Raw genomic sequence first — 20,585 nt, forward strand, 5'->3', positions numbered from 1 at the left:
TAATTATACCCTTATTGACCCTGTTAGTCAATAAGGGTGGTTAAATTTAGAATTTATTATTGATTTCCCATAAATAAAAGGATGCTATGGTTCCATAGGGAGAATATCTGTTCTTATAATTGATAAATTCTTCTTTAGTTAATTTTTCTAGATTGTATAACTTCATCATCCCTTTTCTAATCCCCAAATCATTGAAACTGACTATATCTTTTCTCCCTAAAGAAAAAATCAAAAGCATTTCTACCGTCCACTGTCCTACTCCCGGTAATCTTGTTAACTTTCTTATAATTTCCTGATCAGAAAGATTATCTAAAGAATTAAAATCCACTTTCTTCTCCTTAGCAGACTTGGCTATATTCTTGATATATTGAATTTTTCTTCCAGATATGCCACATTCCCGAATTTCTTCCTCCGAAATATCCAATAAAGTATCAGGAGTAATTCTGCCTATTTTTGTAAGTAGTCTGTTTATTATTGTTTGGGCAGCCTTTGAAGATACTTGTTGACTAATAACACTTTCTACTAAGGCAGAAAAGGGATTGGGATTAATTTCCCGACTTATATATCCTATTTCATCAATAACTTTACCTAATAGGGGATCGGTTTCTTTTAAATATTCCGTTTCTTCTTTTCCATACACAAATTCCATAAATACATCCCTACCCTTGAAGAAGCTGTTTTTCTAAAAGCTCTTTGGCTCTAGGTAATATTTGATCTAAATTATTTGTATTTGTTGTACCACCTTGAGCTTTGTATTTATTTCCACCACCAGACCCACCAACAATAGACAATATCTCCTGCAAAAGATTATTCATATCTAAATCCAAATCCTTTGATCCAGCGAAAATTATCCCTGTTTTTTCACCTTTATTTACAAAGAGTGTTACAACTTTCTCTTTTTCAGTAATGATAGAAGAAAGTAAGGAAAGTTCCTTGATGTTTCCCCCTTCAGTAAAACTCTCTACTACCGTTATTCCCCCTAATTTTTCCCCTTTTCTATACATTTCTTCCCCTTTATAAATCAATAACTGTTCATTTAAACCTTTATTTTCTTTAGTTAATAAAGTGATTTCTTGGAAAAGTTTCTCTATTCCTTCAGCCACTTCCCAATATGGCCTGGAAAGGAGTGAAGAACTATGTAATAAAATCTGGTTTTTTAAATGATAATCCTTTAATGCCCTTTGTCCACAGAGGAATTCTATCCTTGTATTTCCTTTTACCCTTTCTTTCCTTACAATTTTTATAATCCCAACTTCACCGGTATTTTGGGGATGGGTTCCTCCACAGCCAGAGTAATCAAAACCATCTACTTCTACAATTCGTATATTTTCCTCTACCTTTGGCGGTTTTCTCAATGGCAATTTTTTTACATCTTCTTCTGTGACAAAGTAATTTTTAACTGACAAGTTTCTATATACTATTTTATTAGCTTCTTCCTCTACCAACATAAGCCCTTCATCTGATATATTATCTAAATTTATGTCGATTGTTACCTTTTCTTTTCCTAAATGGAAAGCCACAGTTTCTCCATCTAATATTTTCTCAAAGGCCCCTGATAAAATATGCTGACCTAAATGCTGTTGCATGTGATCAAACCTTCTCTGCCAATCAATTACCCCTTCTACAACCTCCCCTTCAACGGGTTCGGTAAGATAGTGATATATTATTCCATCTTCTTCCATTACCTTGACAACTTCTTTCCCTGAAATCCAGCCTAAATCCCAAGGCTGACCTCCCCCTTCAGGATAAAAGGCAGTTTGATCAAGTACAACATAATTTAGGCCATCTCTAACTCCCTTTTCAAGTACTTTAGCTTTAAAATCCCTTAAATAACTGTCTTTTAGATAGAGTTTTACACTCATTTCTTTCACCTCTTCAAGATACATCTTAAAATCCCTAATATCTAGATTGACTACTCCCTTGGAAAAATTGAATGAATTTGATTTTCTCAGCTAGTATAGGATAAATTATTTCTGTTATAACTAAAGAGCTATAAAACCAAGCTAAACCTAAAGAGTAACCCCCTAAAATATCAGTTAAGTAATGGCGATTTAAGATTATTTGTCCTATTCCTATTAGTAATATTAACCCTTTTAATAAGATGTTAAGGATTTTTTTATAATCCCTTTCTTCCCAGTTTATAATAAACCCTATGGTTGTAAATAATAGAAAGGCTTTTATAACATGACCACTAGGGAAACTATAAGAAACTTGCTCTGTAAAAAAACCCCATACATCCATGAAAAAAATTTCTCCCGGTCGCTCTCTCTGGACAAAGGTTTTAGCAAAATATGTAATTACAACTCCTCCACCCATAGTAGTACAAAGAAGAAAATTAAAATATAGTTGATTTTTATACTTATGTAAGAGAAGAATCATTGTGATTACTGTCAAAAAAAATGCAGTTTTGGTATCTACTAAATATGTAATAATAACTAATGGCCAGTATAAAATTGAATTTCCTAAAGGAGTTAGAATCCCTTGTACCTTTAAGTCCATAATGGGAATAGGATTTCTTTTAATATACAAAGAAAGAATAACTGTAATAATCCACCAAATTATCCCGTGAGATAAATAACCTTTTACCTCTTTCCCTCTCAAAAAATCACCTCTTCAGATAACTATGATAAAAACATTCTCCCTTGGAAATCAAGGGAGTGAATTTAGAAACTATTTTTGATAAATAACAACTCCGTAATTTTCTATTTCTCTTTTTAACTCTTCATTTTGTAAAGTCTCGAAGTTAATTACATCAAAATAAAATGGTAAGGGTAGCTCTTCATTTAAAATGACCCTCAATCTATTAACGGTATTATCACTTATTTCTTTTCCAAAAACTGCCACATCAATATCGGAACCTCTTTTATAATTACCTTTACTTCTACTTCCGAAAACAACTGCTTTGTCTATATCTGGAAACTTATATATAGTATTAACTATTAAATCCATACTTTTTTTAGAAATTCCAAATTTCATACTTGGTCACCTAAATATTCATATACTTGAGATAACCCTCTATAATACTCACTTTAATTTTTTCTATTGCTAAGTTAAACCTTTCTTGATCGTAAGTATTGGCTAAAAGGTTTCGTTTCTCTAACATATCCATCCAAACTTCCCCATCTTCTATAATGTTATACCGAAAAGCTTCTTTAATAACTTCCCTTGGAAAATTAGCATTTACTCCATTTATCTCTAAATAATCTTTTAATGTTTTCCAGGCCAATTCAAAGGTATATTCAAATCTTTGAATTAGTCCTTCTTTTTCTAAAGTATTTAATTTCTCTACTTTTAACACCGCATCGTTAAATTGAATAAAAGCTTTACTGAAACTTTGGTATCTTTGTTTCCATCTTTCTTCACTTTTCAAAAAATCCCCCCTTTTAAACTATTATAACATATTTATTCAAAAAGGGATAACTCTTCTATTTTTTCTAAAGAATCTTCTTTTTTAAGAAAGGTGCCAATTGCAGGAATGTTAGCCCGATAATAATCTGGAATAGTGAAACTTACTCCTTCTAACTCTTTAATTTGGGTCAAGGTGCTACCTTTTTTAGATTTTAATACTTGTACTCCTATGGAATTCCTCGTCGTTTTAGGATTGATTTGCCCGGTATGGAAAAGTAGTACCTTGTTTATACTACTTACAGCTACTAATTCTTTATCTTCCTTAATAAAAGTTAAGTAAATCAATTTTTCCTCATCGGAATAGGCATTGGCCAACTGTTTTCTGTTTGTTTTCGTTTGGTAACTTTCTAATGGGATTTTAGCACATTTTCCATTTTGGAAGAAAAACAACAAATAGCCAGAATAATCTTCTGTTGAAACCATATAGATTATTTTTTCATCATCTGCTAATCCTAAGAGATTCTTCAAATAGTCCCCTAAAATACTGGCTTTTTTATCTTCTAATTCGTATGCCTTTAATTTATACACAATATGTTTATTGGAAAATAGGAGTAAATCCGACTTATTAGTCCCTTCAACTTCTTGGATGATGTAATCATCGTCCTTTAATTTTTGATCCTTACCACCACTTCTTAAAGATATTAAAGGAATTTTTTTTAGGTAATTTTCATTAGTTAAAAAGAATTTAACATTATAATCTTCTATTAAAACTTCTTCTGTTACTTTTTCAATTTTACTTTCCTCAATAATTTCAGTTTTTCTCCCTTGAGCATACTTTTTAATTACTTCTTCTAATTCTTTAATAATGATATTTTTTTGTTTTTTAGTACTCTCAAAAACCCCCTGCAAATTTTCTAATTCTTTTTCCATAGTCTTTATATCTTTAATTTGGTTCAAAATATATTCTTGATTAAAATTTCTTAATTTAATATCTGCAATAAATTCCCCTTGAACCCGATCGACGGAAAAACCTGCCATTAAATTAGGAACAACATCTTTATCCTTTTTGGTATCCCTAACTATTTTTACCGCCTTGTCTATATCTAAGAGAATTTTTTCTAACCCTTTAAGCAAATGGAGTTTCTCCCTTTTTTGTCCTATTTCAAAAGCAACTTTCCTTTTAATACAACTAAGCCTAAATTGAATCCACTCTTGCAAAATTTCTTTAACCCCTAAAACTTGAGGCTTACCATCAATTAAAATATTAAAATTACAGCTAAAGGAATCTTGTAAGGGAGTTAACTTAAATAACCGGTTCATTAATCCATCAGGATCAGCACTTCTTTTAAGCTCTAAAGTAATTTTAAGACCTTCTTTATCGGTTTCATCCCGAATATCGTTAATCTCCTTTATTTTACCATTTTTGACTAATTCTATAATTTTTTCTATAATCCCTTCAATAGTAGTGGTATAAGGAATTTGATAGATTTCTATATAGTTATTTCTTTTATCATAGCGGTATTTGGCCCTTAAGTAAAAACTACCTTTCCCTGTTTTATAAATGTTTTGTAATTCTTTTTTATTGAGGATAAACTGTCCACCTGAGGAAAAATCCGGTCCTTTTAGGAACTGGCTTATATCAGCTTCTTCATCTTTTAACAAAGCAATAGTAGCCTCACAAACTTCCTTTAAATTAAAACTACAGATAGAACTGGCCATACCTACAGCAATTCCTACATTAGGATTAACTAGAATATGGGGAAAAGTTGTAGGCAATAACTTAGGCTCTTCCATGGTGTTATCATAGTTAGGGACAAAATCTACTGTGTTTTTCCCTATATCTTTAAAAAACTCTTCACAAATAGGATCAAGTTTTGCTTCGGTATATCTAGGAGCAGCATAGGCCATATCTTTAGAATAATTTTTTCCAAAGTTTCCCTTACTATCAATAAGGGGATGCAAAAGGGCTTCATTTCCCCTAGTTAGCCTCACCATTGTTTCATAAATTGCCGCATCCCCATGGGGGTTTAACCTCATCGTTTGACCTACAATATTGGCGGATTTTGTTTTCCCACCCTTTAACAGGTTCATTTTATACATAGTATACAACAGTTTACGATGGGATGGTTTTAAGCCATCAATTTCCGGCAATGCCCTAGAAACGATAACACTCATGGAATAAGGCATATAATTTTTTTCTAAAGTATCAATTATATTAAGGTGGGTTAAGTTTGACATCTAGTCCACTCCTTTTAAAACTAAATAACATCTGATTGATCTAAATATTTATATCCATTTTGGGCAATAAAATCTTTTCTTCCTTCTAAATTATCTCCTAGGAACAGCTCAAAGGCTTCCCTTGTAGCATGGTATTCAGCTGGAGTAACTTTTATAAGCCTTCTAGTTTCAGGATTCATTGTAGTTTTCCACATCATTTCCGGCTCATTTTCTCCTAATCCTTTGGATCTTTGGATTTTAAATCCATCCTTTAATTTTTTGGTAATATCCCTTTTCTCTCCTTCAGAGTAAGCAAAATAGACATTGCCTTTTTTATCAGTAATTTCATATAAGGGTGATTCCGCTATATACACATAGCCCTTTTCAATTAAAGTAGGAGTTAAAACATAGAGCATTGTCAAAATTAATGTCCTTATTTGAAAACCGTCTACATCTGCATCGGTACAAATAATTATTTTACTCCAGTTAAGCTTACTTAAATCAAAGGTGTTTAAATCACTATGCTTACTTTTTATTTCTACACCACAACCTAAAACTTTCAACAAATCCACAATGATTTCATTTTTAAAGATTTTATCATAGTCAGATTTTAAACAATTGAGGATTTTCCCTCGAACTGGGATAATAGCTTGAAATTCTGCATCACGGCCCATTTTAGTTGAACCTAAAGCTGAATCCCCTTCAACTATAAATAACTCCCTTTTACTGACATCCTTAGTCCGACAATCTACAAATTTCTTTACTTTGTTAGCAAAATTGTCTACACCTTTACTTAATTTCTTTTTAACATCAAGGCGGGTCATTTCTGCTTTTTCTCTACTACGTTTATTAATCAATACTTGCTCTAAAACCCGTTCTAGTTCAAAATTGTTTTCAATAAAATATATTTCTAACTTTTCTTTTAAGAAATTAGTTAGTGCTTCCTGAATAAATTTGTTAGTTATAGCTTTTTTTGTTTGGTTCTCATAACTGGTTATAGTTGAATAGGTATTAGTCACTAAAACTAAGCTATCTTTGATGTCACTAAAACTTATTCGTTTTTCATTTTTAGTGTACTTATTTTTTTCCTTTAAAAAGTGATGAATGATAGATGTAAATGCTCCATCTACTGCTTTTTCTGGAGCTCCACCATATTCAAGATAGGAAGAATTATGATAAAACTCTAATAAGTTTTTTTCGTTATTAAAGGCAAAGGCAACTTCTAACCTTACTTTATACTCTTCTTTATCTTCCCTATCCTTACCTTTAGTTTCTAGTTCAAAATACTGAGGTTGAGTTAAAGGATTTTCACCGGCAACTTCCTTTACATAATCAATAATACCATTGGGATATAGCCAGGTATAGGTCTTGTCCCCTTCTTCATCATATAACTTAAAGGTAACCCCTTTATTGACTATAGCTTGTCTTTTTAATGTTTGAATAAAAAAGCTTAAAGGTATATCAATATCATTAAATACTTCTAAATCCGGTTTCCAGCGAATAATAGTACCTGTATGCTCATAATTACATTTTTCTTTATGTAATCCCCCGATATTTTCCCCTTTTTCAAAGTGAAGGGTATATTTATAGCCATCCCGATAAACAGTAACATCCATATACTCTGAAGCAAACTGGGTAGCTGCAGTTCCTAATCCATTTAAACCAACACTGTATTGGTAATTACTTCCCGAATTGTTGTTATACTTACCTCCACCATAGAGTATAGTAAAAACTATTTCCCAGTTATACTTTTCTTCTTTACTGTTATATTCTAAGGGAATACCCCTTCCTCTATCTCTAACCTCTATAGATTTATCTTTATAGCGAATAACTTCAATTATATCACCAAACCCTTCTTGAGCCTCATCTCGGGCATTGGCAACTATTTCTACTAAAGTATGGCAGCATCCTTCTATTCCATCACTTCCAAAGATAACCGCTGGCCTTAACCTTACTTTATCTTTTTCGACCAAAGTCTTAAGACTATCATTATCATAGTTGTGCTTTCTTTCCATTTCTTCCCCTCTTTTCTCTTTAACTACTACTAATAAATATACCACATTTAAGGAAAAAATCCATGTTTAACTTTTTGCGACAATAATCTACTTCTAGTATAGAACTAATGTTCTTGTTTTGCAAGAAAAAAAGAGCACCTAATATTAGGTTTTAACCTAACCTTAGGTACTGTTAGACAATATTTATTCAACTATTTGAGCCATGTTAGAGTCTAATTCTTTTTCTTGGGTCAAATAAGATACTACTATATATACAATTACACTTAAAGGTAAATAAAGTGCAGCACCATACATACCATGGGGCAATTTATAAATATTTAACCTTGCCAAAACTTCTAAACCTAAACTTAGTACTAGACCTAATGCTATCGAAGCTATTGCACCTTCTTTAGTTCCTCTTTTCCAATTCAACCCAATAGCGACTGCTGGTGCTAGTGCTGCAGCATAAGTTCCCCATCCAAAGGCACCTAATAATGCTACTCCTTTATCACTCATAAATAATAACATTAAGAAAGTAAATACGGAAACTAATGCTACTCCTAATCTAGCTCCATATAATTTCTGTTTTTCAGTTAATTTTCTATTTAGGGCAAATGGCAAATCATGGGTTAATGAAGCAGAGGCTATATTAATAAATGCATCACAAGTAGACATTATCGCAGCCATAACACAAGCTGAAATAATACCTGCAAATATTGGATGAGCATAACTAGTTAAAAAAGTCATAACAGCATCATCAGGATTAGCTAAAGATTGTAAAGCTCCTGTATTAACTAAATACCTAACAGTTAAACCTATACCGAACATAAACATTCCGCCAACTATAGCAGGAATTACACTAACCAAAGGACCCCACTTTAATTTTTTGACATCCTTTATCATGAAAAAGCGATTTATAATATGTGGTTGACCAAGAATTCCTATACCTAAAACAAAGAACCAACTCATAGCCAATACTGGAGTTACTAATCCCCATGGCCCAACAAATTGAGGTAAAATGTCTCCTCCATAATCGGGGAACGGAGTTGAAGCGATTGTTCTAGTTATATTAGTCAATCCTCCTCCAACAGACATTGCTAAAATAAATACCACTAAAGAACCAACAGCCATAATTGAACCTTGAAAAACACTAGTATAAGTTGCCGCTAATACTCCACCCATAGTCGAATAAATTGCAACTATACCTAAACCAATCAAAATTCCAACTTGTTTAGTTGTACCAAAAATATGTGCAATCATTAACCCTAAAGCTAGAACCTGTGATGCTAAAAAAGCAATTGTACCAAAGAAAGTAGCTATTGCAGTTAAACCACTAGCTATTTTACTATTATATCTATGATAAACAACATCAGCTACTGTTAATGATCCCGTTTTTTCTGTCATTTCCCTCATCTTTTTACCTAAAACATACCACGCCATTGCAAATGATGTTGTACTAGGGAAAGTAAACCATAATGCTCCCATTCCTAATCTATATGTTAATCCAGGTCCTCCTACAAAAAGGAAACCACTTAATGCCGTCGCAAACATTGTTATACCCATAACAAAAATTCCTAAAGATCTACCAGCTATAAAGAAATCTTCTGTTGTTTTTACCTTTTGCATTGCCCAATAACCAATGCCTAGTACTATCAGGAAATATAATACACAAATCAAACCTATTACATCCATGAATTTAGACCCCCTATCTAAGATTTAGTTAGATATACCCTTATTATAATCTTTTGTTAAATTATCTTTTCCATCATCAAAGAAGTGACTATAAAGATAAGTAAAAGTTAACACAGGAAGAGCCCAAATAAAGTAAACCATTATTGCAGTACCTATAGGAAATCCTATAAAGAAATCTGTTGGCACCTCGGTATATTTCAATATATTAATTGTTAAGAAACCTAAAACCCAAATTACTAATATCGAACTAGTCGCATAAACATAACCTCTGTTTTTAATTACACCTAATAACACCCATGCAAATACAAAGAAAGACATACCAAATATGAAGATATAATTGTTATTCATAAATAAAGCTAAAACTAATAAAACAGATGATACTAAAAGTAGATTAATAACGTTCTTAGAATTTATCATTAAAATCCTCCTTTCTAAATAACTAATACAAAATTAACAGCTAATTTCTATCTAAGCTAATAATTTCATTTTACAACCCCTCCTATCCTTAATAGATTATATTTTTTAAAAATTCTATCTATTATTTAGGTTAGCAAAAATTGTACCAAGTTAAAGAAAACCATAAAACCATTATTTTTTAAAAAAGTTATAAATAAATATATGTCCTGAATTTGCAACATGTCATTATAACGATACATTATAATACTATAAAACATTAAGTTAATTAACAAAAAGTGTACTGTATTTAACACAATAATATACTTCATTTCATAAAATCAGAATTTTTCATCACAAAACCTAATAATATACTGTTTAATATATTAGACTTTCAAATATTGTTACATGTCCACATTTAAATATAATCTGTACAAAATAGGTCCGCATCCATTATATTAACAACAGTTTTTCTGCTTCTCTTTGTAAATAATCTCTATGATCCGGATGGGCTACATTTATCAAAGCTTTAACTCTTTCCCTTACCGTACGACCTCTCAAATTTGCAACTCCATATTCTGTAACGATACAATCAATATCTTGACGTGGTACAGTAATCGGAGAACCTGTAGGTAGAACTGGTACTATACTAGACATATTATTACCCCCTGTAGAACGCAGAGCAATGATTCCTCTACCTCCCTTTCCTAATCTTGCACATTTTACAGCCCCTCGGTGAGTATCTAACTGTCCTCCAGTTCCACTATAATGTCTTGTTCCAATCGCTTCAGAAACTACTTGACCTGTTAAATCAACCATAATAGCTGTATTTATGCTAACCATTTTATTATTTTGAGCAATCACATCAGGATTATTAGTATAACTTCCTCTCATTACCATTACTGCCGGATTATTGTTAATAAAATCATATAGTTTTCTCGTACCAAAAGCGAAGGCACATACAAATTTTCCAGGCCATAGAGTCTTCCTCTCATTTGTTATAACACCTTTATTAAATAGTTCTAACATACCCTCTGTAAACATTTCTGTGTGTACTCCGAGATCTTTTTTATTATCTATAAATTTAGATACAGCATATGGCACTCCTCCTATTCCCATCTGTATTGTAGAACCATCTTCTATCAAATCTGCTATAAAACCTCCTATTTTTTCTTCAATTTCAGTTGGCTCAATCAAAACCTCTTCTGGAAGCTGATGATTTGTTTCAATTATATAATCTACTTTACTTATGTGTATTTCTGTTTCTCCAAAAGTCCTTGGTGCATTAGGGTTAACTTCAAGTATTACTTTCTCAGCTGCTTCTATTAAATCCTTTTCTATAAAAGCAGAGCAGGAAAGACTAAGATAACCATGTTCATCCATAGATGATGCTGTTCCTACAAAATAGTTTATTTTTTTACCACTTTGAACCAAATCAATTATTGCGTGATGAGCATTATTAGGAACATATGTTATTGTTTTAAGCCCTTGACTTGCAACCTTTCTATCTGGTGGTCCATAAAACCAACTATTATTCAAAAATCTTCCTTCATATTCTTTCAAACTCTGAAATTCGTAATTAGTAGTATTTAATATTGTATAAACTTCAACATTATTAACATCTTCATGAACTTTGTGTAAATTTTCTAGAAAAACCCTTGGAGTCATTGGAACAACAGATGTAGTAATAACATCGTTACTTTTGATATCTGATAAAACTTCTTCAACAGTTCTTACTTTTGAATTATAAATAGATTGCCAATTCATTTTTTTGCCTCCTTACCATTTGTTACTCTGTAACTTTTCCCCATTTAACAACACAAGCATTCCAAGTCCAACCACCGCCAGCAGATACTAATAAAACAACGTCTCCATCTTTAATTCTACCTCTTTTTAATCCTTCAACCAATGAAATAATTACATCATTTTGTCCTACATGTCCGTATTCCTCAAGGAAGAAAGATTGATCTTCTCTTAAATTCATTTCTCTTAAAATTTCATAGTGGGCACTTCTTTTAATCTTTACCATTGCTAAATAGTCTATATCTTTTCTAGTTAAGCTACTTTTCTCTAAAGCTCTATCTATTACTCCATACCAATTTTTCATAGTAACCTTTCCAAGTCTCTCTTTGAAATCATTTGGGTCACACGTAATATGAAACCACATTTTATCAAGATCTTCTGGCGTGACAGGCCATTTTTTACTTCCACCTACGGGTACAACAAAATCTTCCGAAAAAGATCCATCTGCTACATGTGAACTAGCTAAAACCTCATTATACCCAAGATTCTTTTTAAGTACTACCGCAGATCCTCCTGCACCAATATCGTGAAGAAAAGCTCCCGTTTTATAATTTAGGTTTATCATATCACAGTTTCTATACCCACTTACCAAAAGTATAGTATTTACATCATCTCTTGATAAGATAAGTGATTTTCCCAACTCTAAACCAACAATCCTAGAACCACACATAGACTCAACATCAAACCCCCATGCATTTGTGGCTCCGATCTCGTATGCTGATTTAGTAAAAGCTAACCAGTTAAGATAATCTTTATGTTGTGCACCGTCCCAAATTACCACATCTATTTCTTTAGGGTCTATCCCAGCATTCTCTATAGCTTTTTTTGCCGCCATAATCCCCATATAACTAGTGGTATCATTAGGACCTGGCATCGGTTTTTTTAACACCCCTATTTTTTCGGTAAAAGCCTCCAATGGCATTCCAGTCATTTTTGCCATATCTTCAGCTGTCCAATAATTTTCAGGAATGTAGATTCCCATACCTGCAATACCAACATGATTCCTCATCACAATACCTCCCTATTATTTGTTATAATCTAAAAATTACTTTTAATTAAGTATATTGCAAAAAGTATACCAAATTAAAATATATAAAAGATATGTAATCGGAGGAATTGGTGTTGGTTAAAATGTGCTGCTATGTCCGAAATTTATAACATGTCATTATTCTGTTACATTCTAAATGCTGTTTAAGTGTCAATCTAATAATAAAAAAATGTACCTATTCTGGTACATTTTTTATTATTAGATTTCTAAATTATATTTTTTAATTTTTTCATATAGTCTAGAACGACTAATATTTAAAATTTTTGCTGCTAAACGTTTATTACCTTTAGTATATTTTAGACACTCTCGTATTGCTTCTTCCTCAGCTTGTTCAATAATATTTCTAAGAGTTTTATTAAAAGAATTTTCGTTATTAATCTTTTTCTGTTTTACTTTACCTTCAGGCTTGGAAATAAAAATAGGGAGATGTTCAATAGATATATAATTTGAATCTGTAAGATTTATCGCTCTTTCTAGTACATTCTCTAACTCCCTAACATTTCCAGGCCAATGATATACTTTTAACAACTTTAACGCTTCATCGGTAATTCTAAAAACATATTTACCAATTTGATCAGACAATTTATTTAAAAAGTATTTAGATAAAATACTAATATCTTCAATCCTTTCTCTCAGAGGTGGTATTTCGATCATCATAACATTGATTCTATAATATAAATCTTCCCTAAACTTATTTTCTTCAACAAGTTTTTTTAAATCTTTATTTGTAGCAGCTATAATCCTAACATCAACTTTAATAGAGGTTGTACCTCCAATCCTATCTATCTCTTTTTCTTGTAGTACCCTAAGAAGTTTTGCCTGCATTCCCAAAGGCATTTCTGCTATTTCATCCAAAAAAATAGTTCCTCTGTTCGCCAACTCAAATTTCCCAATTTTCCCACCTTTTTTTGCTCCTGTAAAAGCACCTTCTTCATAACCAAAAAGCTCTGATTCTAATAACTCCGATGGTATAGCTGCGCAATTAATTTTAACAAAAGGATAATTATTTCTCTTACTTTCATTATGTATAGCATGGGCAAATAATTCTTTACCTGTTCCACTTTCCCCTAATAATAACACATTTGAATCACTTTGAGCCGCCTTTTTTGCAAGCAATTTTGTTTTTATTATTCTTTCACTTTCTCCAATAATATTTTCCCAAGAATACTTAGAACCTGATAGTTCTTTTAATTTTACTTTATAAAAATTTAGTTGATGCTCAAGCAACTGATTTTTCTTAACAATTTCTTCAAATTCTTTTATGTCTTTAAACAACACTAAACCAAAACCATAAATAACATTACCGTAGTCATCTAAGATTGGTATTCTATGCACTATTGCTGTTTTACCATTTTTAAACTTATGTTTCCAAGCAATTTCTGGTTTTTTCTTCTCAAAAACATACGGGAATCTAGTATTTTCATCTATTTCATATACTTTTTTACCTAACATATCTTCTCTCTTCAACCCAAGAAATTCACAAAAACAATTATTAATTAGCCTAATACGAGTATCTTTATCTATTAATATTATAGGTACAGGAATAGGGTCAAAAATTTTATTTAATAGATTTACTAAATAATTATCATTTATAATTGTTGTTCTCTCCATTATATCACCCCATAAATTTCTTCCTACCCATAATTATATCACTAAATTTTCTAAATTAAATCATTTTAGTGATAATATAATAAAAAATTACTCCTCTTTTTATGAGGAGTAATTTTCTATTCCTTCTTAAGTACAAAATTAAATTACTATTCCACCACTTACTTCAATAATAGCACCGTTTACATAACTTGCTTCATCAGAAGCTAAGAATGCAAAAACATTAGCTATTTCTTCAGGCTTACCTAATCTCTTTAAAGGAACTTTATCTTCCATAGCCTTAATAACCTTTTCAGGCATAGGATCTATTATTGAAGTTGCAATAAATCCAGGACATACCGCATTCGCTCTAATACCTTTTCTACCTAATTCTTTTGCCCAAGTCTTTGTCATTCCATTAACTGCAAACTTAGAAGCTGCATAATTTGTTTGACCAAAATTACCATATATTCCTACTATTGAAGAGGTATTTAAAATTACACCTGAGTTTTGGTTAATCATAATATCAACAACGGCTTTTGTACATAGATAAGTTCCTTTTAAGTTAATATTTATTACCCTATCAAACTGCTCATCTGTCATTTTGGCTAATTGAGCGTCTGAAATGATCCCGGCATTATTTACCAATACATCGATTTTGTTATACCTCTCCATTAAATCATTTACCATGTTGTTAATCTCTTCCTTATTTGTTACATCTACTTTATAACCGACAGCTTCTCCACCCATTTCCTTTATCTCGTTTACAACCTTTTCAACATTATTTTGATCTATATCACAAACAGCTACTTTAGCCCCTTCTTGAGCAAATTTTATAGCAGTTGCTGCACCGATACCATTAGCTGCACCAGTAATAATACAAACTTTATCTTTTAATCTCATTGTTCATCCCTCCACTTTGTTAAACTAATTTATAAACTTTATTTCCATACTCATCAAAGTAGACAAAATCAACTTCATCTCCAATATTTATATTTTTACCTTCTTCATATCCCTCAATTTTTGATAATACCCTATTTTCTCCTTCTTCAACAATGCCAATCAAATATGGAGTTTGCCCTTTAAATTTTTCAGTAGGAACATTAACTATTGTATAAGTATATAACCTCCCTTTATTTGACACACTATCTACCTCCTTCTAAAAATGTGTACACAACATGTAGAAGCTGTTCCACCAATATTATGTGTCAAACCTATTTCTGCATTTTTTACTTGCCTTTCTCCAGCTTCACCTCTAAGCTGAGTTACAGCTTCATACACTTGGCTTAATCCTGTTGCACCTATAGGATGTCCTTTAGCTTTTAATCCTCCACTAGGATTAATAGGGATTTTACCATTGATCGCAGTTAAACCTTCTTCTACAGCAAAACCGCCCTTACCTTTTTCAAAGAATCCAAGATCTTCAGTATGAATAATTTGTGTAATTGTAAAGCAATCGTGAACTTCTGCAAAATCGATATCTTCAGGTTTTACATTCGCCATTTCATATGCTTCTTTAGCAGCTTTAATAGTTGCAGGAAATTCGGTAATAATTTTTTTAGAAGCTAAGGTCAATGTATCTCCTGCATGACCAGAACCAATTATTTCCACTAATGGTTTTTGAGTTAATTTTTCTGCAACTTCAGTGGCAGCTAATACTGTAAATACTGCACCATCCGTTATCAATGAACAATCAAAAACAGTAAATGGGTATGCAACTGGAAATCCAGTAACCACTTTTTCAATAGTTAACTTTTTATGCATTTGAGCATTGGGATTCAAAAGAGCATTATCATGGTTTTGTACAGCTACCATGGCCATCTGTTCCCTTGTAGTACCATACTCATACATATGCCTGTTAGCAATCAAAGCAAATAGAGAAGGAAAAGTTGCCCCTATTTCAAATTCTGTCGTACCATCAGATGCACTAGCTAAAGCAGATGTAACCACTTCAGTTTCCCTATGGGTCATTTTTTCTACGCCACCAACTAACACAACATCGTATAAACCTGAAGCAACTGCTAGATACCCATAACGGAAAGCTAATCCCCCAGAGGCACATGCATTTTCTGTCCTTAAAGTAGGAATATTACCAAGTTCTAATACCTCAGAAGCTAATGCCCCCATATGACTTTGATTACATAAATATGAGCTATTGAAATTACCAATATACAATGCTTCTATAAGTCCTTTATCAATTCCAGCATCATTAATTGCTTTAGACCCTGCTTCTTTAATTAACTCTTTAAGTGACTTATCTGGGAAAACTCCCATTTTAGTTTCACCTATACCAATTACTGATACACTCCTCAAAATTTATAACCTCCTTTGTAATTTATTTTTATTTTAAAGGTATGAGGCAAGAACCTCATACCTTTAAAAGTTATTACTTACAAATAGTAGCAACTTCAGCTGAAATTAATGGCTCCACCCTAAACCATTCAGTTCATCTATAGTTTTTTGTCTAATAAAAATAGTTTTAAACAGCAGTAAGTATAAAAAAGAGATTATTTTCTTTTTAATTCTATGCAATTTGTATGCCAAAACCTAATTCTATTAGAAATTTAATAGTAATTCATTATACTCTTAACTATTTTCACTGCATCTTAAAACTCTAGTAATTATTGCTGCGTAAAAAAAAAGGAAGGTTAATTCCCTTCCAATCTAAAGATAAAATCAATTTTATAATGATGATTTTCTTTTTATAATCTCGTAAGGTACTACACATCTTTTTCCCCTTACCCCTTGTTCTATAGCTTGCGCTACTAAGTTCATAGCTTCTTCCCCTAATTTAAAGGGATTAATTTCTATAGATGTTAAAGGTGGTGTGGCTAAAGAAGCTAAAATACTATTGTTAAAACTAACTATAGCTATATCATCGGGTATCTTTATTCCCAAACTTTGGAAACTCTTAGCTAAAGGAAAGGCTATAACATCATCGGTGACGATTAAAGCATCGGGCCTTTCTTTTAGTTTTGCAATAATTTTTCCATATTGATAGCCGGTCTCTTCATCGAAATCCCCAAAAAATAGTAGATTTTCATCAAAGGGTAACCCTTTGTTCCTTAACCCTTCCTTATACCCCGCTAACCGCATTTGGGTTACTGTTAAGTTTTTATTCCCAGCTAAAAAAGCTATTTTTTGCCGACCACTGTTGATTAAATCAATAGTCACCTGAAAAGCTGCCATAAAGTTATCATTATCTACATGGTTAACCCTTTCTTTATATAAATCTGGTGTACCAATTAACGAAAAAGGGAAATCCTCAGAACACAAAAAATCTATACAATGGTCATTTACTTTACTGAAAGTTAAGATAATCCCATCGACTTTAGAACTTCTAATAAAGTTTTGAACTACATTCAATTCCTCATCTTTTTCAAAATTCGTAGATAACAATAAATCATATCCTGATTGGGAGGCCCCTTTGACAATCCCCCTTAAAACTTCTGGGAAAAAGGGATTTAAGAAAATATCCTCGGAACTAGTAGGCATGATTATACCTACTGTTCCCGTCTTTTTACTAGCTAATGATCTAGCAATAGCATTTGGGTAATATCCTAGTTCCTTCATACAACGTATTACTTTATCTGCTGTAGCTTTACTGATTCTAGGGTTTTGAGATATTACCCTTGAAACAGTAGAGGGAGAAACACCAGCCTTTTTAGCCACATCCTTTATAGTAACGGAATTCTTTTTCATTCCCTCACTCCTATTCTATTTAAACAAATTAACTATACAATAGGTAGAAAGCAAGATTTGTCACGATGACAAACCTTGCTCTAATCTTACTTAGGCTTTTTCTAATTCCCAGATTTCTTTAGCGTACTGTTCTATAGTTCTATCAGAACTAAATTTACCAGCATTAGCTAAATTTATCCAGCATTTTCTCGCCCATCCTAATCTATCTTTATATGCATCATTAACCCTTTGTTGAGCTTCCCTATAACTTTCAAAGTCTTTGATTACATAATAGTGGTCAGGTTTATGCCAGCTTGCTCCTATAAGCAAGGCGTCGTGTAATTCTTTAAACATTCCCGTTCCACCATCATCAAAGGTACCATCTATTAGGGAATCTACTACCCTTTGTAACCCCTTAACTTTTTTATACTCTTCTTTAGGATTATAATCCTTAAGTTTTGCTATATCTTCTACCCTTAACCCGAAGATAAAGTTATTTTCTTCTCCAGCTTCTTCTACAATTTCCACATTAGCCCCATCATATGTTCCTATAGTCGGAGCACCATTTAACATAAATTTCATGTTACCGGTACCTGAAGCTTCTTTTCCTGCTGTAGAAATTTGTTCAGAAATGTCTGCTGCTGGGAATAATTTTTCTGCATAAGAAACCCGATAATTTTGAACAAAAACAACTTTTATTTTCCCGTTAATTTCTTTATCATTATTTACTAAATTTGCAATTTCGTTGATGAATTTTATTATTCCTTTAGCCCTAAAATACCCTGGAGCAGCTTTAGCACCGAAAATAAAGGTTCTTGGTAGGATATCTAAATCTGGTTGTTCTTTTAATCTGTAGTATAGATCTAAAATGTAGAATGCCTTAAGAAGCTGTCTTTTATACTCGTGTAATCTCTTTATTTGAATATCGAATATTGAAGTAGTATCGATATCTATCCCTTCTACCCTTTTAATATATGCCGCTAATTGCTCTTTTTTAGTTTGTTTAATTTCCATAAATCTTTCTAAAACTGTTTTATCGTCAGCAAACTTTTCTAATTTCTTAAGTTCAGTTAGATTAGTAATCCAACTATCTGATTCTAATAATTCTGTTATAAGTCTTGATAATTCAGGATTACTCTGTAACAACCACCTTCTTTGAGTAATTCCATTGGTTTCATTGTTAAATCTCTCAGGATAAATCTTATACCAATGATTTAGTTCTTGGTTAACTAAAAGGTCTGTATGAAGTTGAGCAACACCGTTGGTAGATTTTGTTCCATAAATAGATAACCACGCCATTTTAATGTTTCCGTTATGAATTATAGCATATTTGTCTAATTCCTCTTCCTTAACCCCTTTACCTAGAAGTTCTTCTTTTAATTGCTCATCAATTTTTTCTATTATAGTATAGATTTCTGGCAATAATTTTTTATAGAGCTTAATAGACCATTGTTCTAGTGCCTCTGCTAGTAGAGTGTGGTTGGTATAAGCAAAGGTGTTAACAACGATTTCCCAAGCTTTATTCCAATCTAATTTTTCTACCTTTGTTAAAATCCTCATCATTTCAGGAATTGCCACCGCTGGGTGTGTGTCATTTAGCTGGATAGCATGTAACTTATGAAAATTATCAAAGGAGTTGTACTTAGCCTTATGTTTCCTTACTAAATCCTGTAAAGAAGCGGAAACAAAGAAATATTGTTGTTTTAAACGTAGTAATTTTCCTTCATCGGTGGAATCATTGGGATATAGAACCTTTGATATATTTTCTGCATCATTCTTAGCTTTAACTGCCAAATCATATTCTTGATCATTAAAGGCTTGGAAATCAAATTCATTTACAGCTTCCGCTTGCCATAACCTTAACGTGTTAATAGTTTCTTGTCCGTAGCCGATAACAGGTGTATCGTAAGGCACTGCTATTACATCTCCATCGGCAAAGGACACAATAACAGATTCTGATCCTTTTCTGATAGACCAAGGTTCACCGTATTCTAACCAGTTATCCCCTTCTTCCACTTGGAAACCATTTATAAATTTTTGTTTAAAAATTCCATACTGATACCTTATCCCATAACCATGTAAAGGATAACTTAAAGTAGCAGCAGAGTCTAAGAAACAAGCGGCTAACCTTCCTAATCCTCCATTTCCTAAACCAGCATCATATTCAGCATCTTCTATCTGGTTGTAATCGACACCTAATTCAGCTAGTAACTCTTCTACGTCTTTTTTCTTTTGCATGTTAATTAAGTTATTAGTTAGAGCTCTTCCCATCAAAAATTCAGCAGATAAATAATATGCTTGTTTTTTGCCTTCAAACTTTTCCTGGGATTTTATCCACTGGGGAACAATTTCTTCCATTAGAGCTTTTGCTAATACAACATACTTTTCTTTGTTTGTTAAACCTTCAACCCTTTTACCAAAGGTTGTGAGAGCGTAACTCTCCATTCTTTCTAAAATTAACTCTTTGTTTTTCATCATTAAATACCTCCCTAAGATACTGACGTATTGTAAAACTTTTTTTATATAAAAGTAGCTTAAACAACCTTTATTTATAGCTTTTTACAAAAAACAACTTGCCACCCCCTTAATCTTCGTTCATAATTGAGGTACACACACCAAATAAACAAAGAAAGAAAGGAGTGACAAGTTGTTACCTCAATTTATAACATATTGTTTAGAAATAATCAAGCAGCAAAATGAAATTATCTGTACTTTAATTACTTTGCTTATTAAAAAGAATGTGTTTAATAAACCTTCAAAGGAACCAGTTAATAAACCATATAGGAAACTTCAGGTGGATGAGCTCCCTGTAGTTGAGAAGT

Annotated in this window: 17 protein-coding genes; all 17 read right to left on the minus strand. The window is 32.1% G+C overall.

All coding sequences use genetic code 11. From position 1 onward, the window contains the following. Window positions 1–46: 46 nt before the first annotated feature. The 17 genes from BMX60_RS05465 to BMX60_RS05545 all read right to left on the minus strand — a co-directional run bounded on the left by BMX60_RS05465 (window position 47) and on the right by BMX60_RS05545 (window position 20,241). Window positions 47–649, minus strand: coding sequence for a DNA-3-methyladenine glycosylase family protein (locus BMX60_RS05465; protein WP_091350063.1), 603 nt, complete (start codon window positions 647–649; stop codon window positions 47–49). 10 nt (window positions 650–659) lie between these two features. Then, a complete protein-coding gene (locus BMX60_RS05470; protein WP_177159715.1) occupies window positions 660–1,862 on the minus strand; it encodes an alanyl-tRNA editing protein in 1,203 nt (400 codons plus the stop codon). Between the two features lie 34 nt (window positions 1,863–1,896). Continuing rightward, window positions 1,897–2,601, minus strand: coding sequence for a phosphatase PAP2 family protein (locus BMX60_RS05475; protein WP_091350068.1), 705 nt, complete (start codon window positions 2,599–2,601; stop codon window positions 1,897–1,899). A 69-nt stretch (window positions 2,602–2,670) separates the two neighbouring features. Further along, window positions 2,671–2,976, minus strand: a complete 306-nt coding sequence (locus tag BMX60_RS05480) for a nucleotidyltransferase domain-containing protein (RefSeq protein ID WP_091350070.1) — start codon at window positions 2,974–2,976, stop codon at window positions 2,671–2,673. Window positions 2,977–2,986: 10 nt separating this feature from the next. After that, window positions 2,987–3,370 (minus strand): nucleotidyltransferase substrate binding protein, encoded by a 384-nt coding sequence (locus BMX60_RS05485; RefSeq protein ID WP_207648396.1) that lies wholly within the window; start codon window positions 3,368–3,370, stop codon window positions 2,987–2,989. A 32-nt stretch (window positions 3,371–3,402) separates the two neighbouring features. Continuing rightward, window positions 3,403–5,586, minus strand: coding sequence for a DNA gyrase/topoisomerase IV subunit A (locus BMX60_RS05490; protein ID WP_091350073.1), 2,184 nt, complete (start codon window positions 5,584–5,586; stop codon window positions 3,403–3,405). A gap of 20 nt (window positions 5,587–5,606) precedes the next feature. Beyond that, a complete protein-coding gene (locus BMX60_RS05495; RefSeq protein WP_091350075.1) occupies window positions 5,607–7,580 on the minus strand; it encodes a toprim domain-containing protein in 1,974 nt (657 codons plus the stop codon). A gap of 183 nt (window positions 7,581–7,763) precedes the next feature. Then, a complete protein-coding gene (locus BMX60_RS05500; protein WP_091350077.1) occupies window positions 7,764–9,251 on the minus strand; it encodes a sodium:solute symporter family transporter in 1,488 nt (495 codons plus the stop codon). Window positions 9,252–9,275: 24 nt separating this feature from the next. After that, entirely contained in the window at window positions 9,276–9,668 is a 393-nt protein-coding gene (locus BMX60_RS05505; RefSeq protein ID WP_091350080.1) for a hypothetical protein, read from the minus strand. A gap of 429 nt (window positions 9,669–10,097) precedes the next feature. Then, complete coding sequence (locus tag BMX60_RS05510; protein WP_091350082.1) at window positions 10,098–11,411, minus strand: acetyl-CoA hydrolase/transferase family protein; 1,314 nt, start codon at window positions 11,409–11,411, stop codon at window positions 10,098–10,100. Between the two features lie 22 nt (window positions 11,412–11,433). Continuing rightward, window positions 11,434–12,456 carry a 3-oxoacyl-ACP synthase gene (locus tag BMX60_RS05515; RefSeq protein ID WP_091350084.1) on the minus strand — a complete coding sequence of 341 codons (1,023 nt, stop codon included), beginning with the start codon at window positions 12,454–12,456 and terminating at the stop codon, window positions 11,434–11,436. A 237-nt stretch (window positions 12,457–12,693) separates the two neighbouring features. Further along, the gene (locus BMX60_RS05520; RefSeq protein ID WP_091350087.1) at window positions 12,694–14,106 is read right to left on the minus strand and encodes a sigma-54 interaction domain-containing protein; all 1,413 of its coding nucleotides are present in this window, start codon (window positions 14,104–14,106) and stop codon (window positions 12,694–12,696) included. Window positions 14,107–14,244: 138 nt separating this feature from the next. After that, window positions 14,245–14,985, minus strand: a complete 741-nt coding sequence (gene fabG, locus BMX60_RS05525) for a 3-oxoacyl-[acyl-carrier-protein] reductase (RefSeq protein WP_091350089.1) — start codon at window positions 14,983–14,985, stop codon at window positions 14,245–14,247. A gap of 19 nt (window positions 14,986–15,004) precedes the next feature. Further along, window positions 15,005–15,226, minus strand: a complete 222-nt coding sequence (locus tag BMX60_RS05530; RefSeq protein WP_091350092.1) for a Zn-ribbon domain-containing OB-fold protein — start codon at window positions 15,224–15,226, stop codon at window positions 15,005–15,007. Between the two features lie 5 nt (window positions 15,227–15,231). Further along, window positions 15,232–16,395, minus strand: coding sequence for a thiolase domain-containing protein (locus BMX60_RS05535; protein WP_091350094.1), 1,164 nt, complete (start codon window positions 16,393–16,395; stop codon window positions 15,232–15,234). Window positions 16,396–16,764: 369 nt separating this feature from the next. After that, on the minus strand, window positions 16,765–17,784 hold the full coding sequence (locus BMX60_RS05540) for a LacI family DNA-binding transcriptional regulator (protein ID WP_091350097.1): 1,020 nt from the start codon (window positions 17,782–17,784) through the stop codon (window positions 16,765–16,767). Between the two features lie 90 nt (window positions 17,785–17,874). Further along, complete coding sequence (locus BMX60_RS05545; protein WP_091350099.1) at window positions 17,875–20,241, minus strand: glycogen/starch/alpha-glucan phosphorylase; 2,367 nt, start codon at window positions 20,239–20,241, stop codon at window positions 17,875–17,877. Window positions 20,242–20,585: the final 344 nt, after the last annotated feature.

It is taken from the genome of Anaerobranca gottschalkii DSM 13577 (assembly GCF_900111575.1).
Classification (GTDB): Bacteria; Bacillota; Proteinivoracia; order Proteinivoracales; family Proteinivoracaceae; genus Anaerobranca; species Anaerobranca gottschalkii.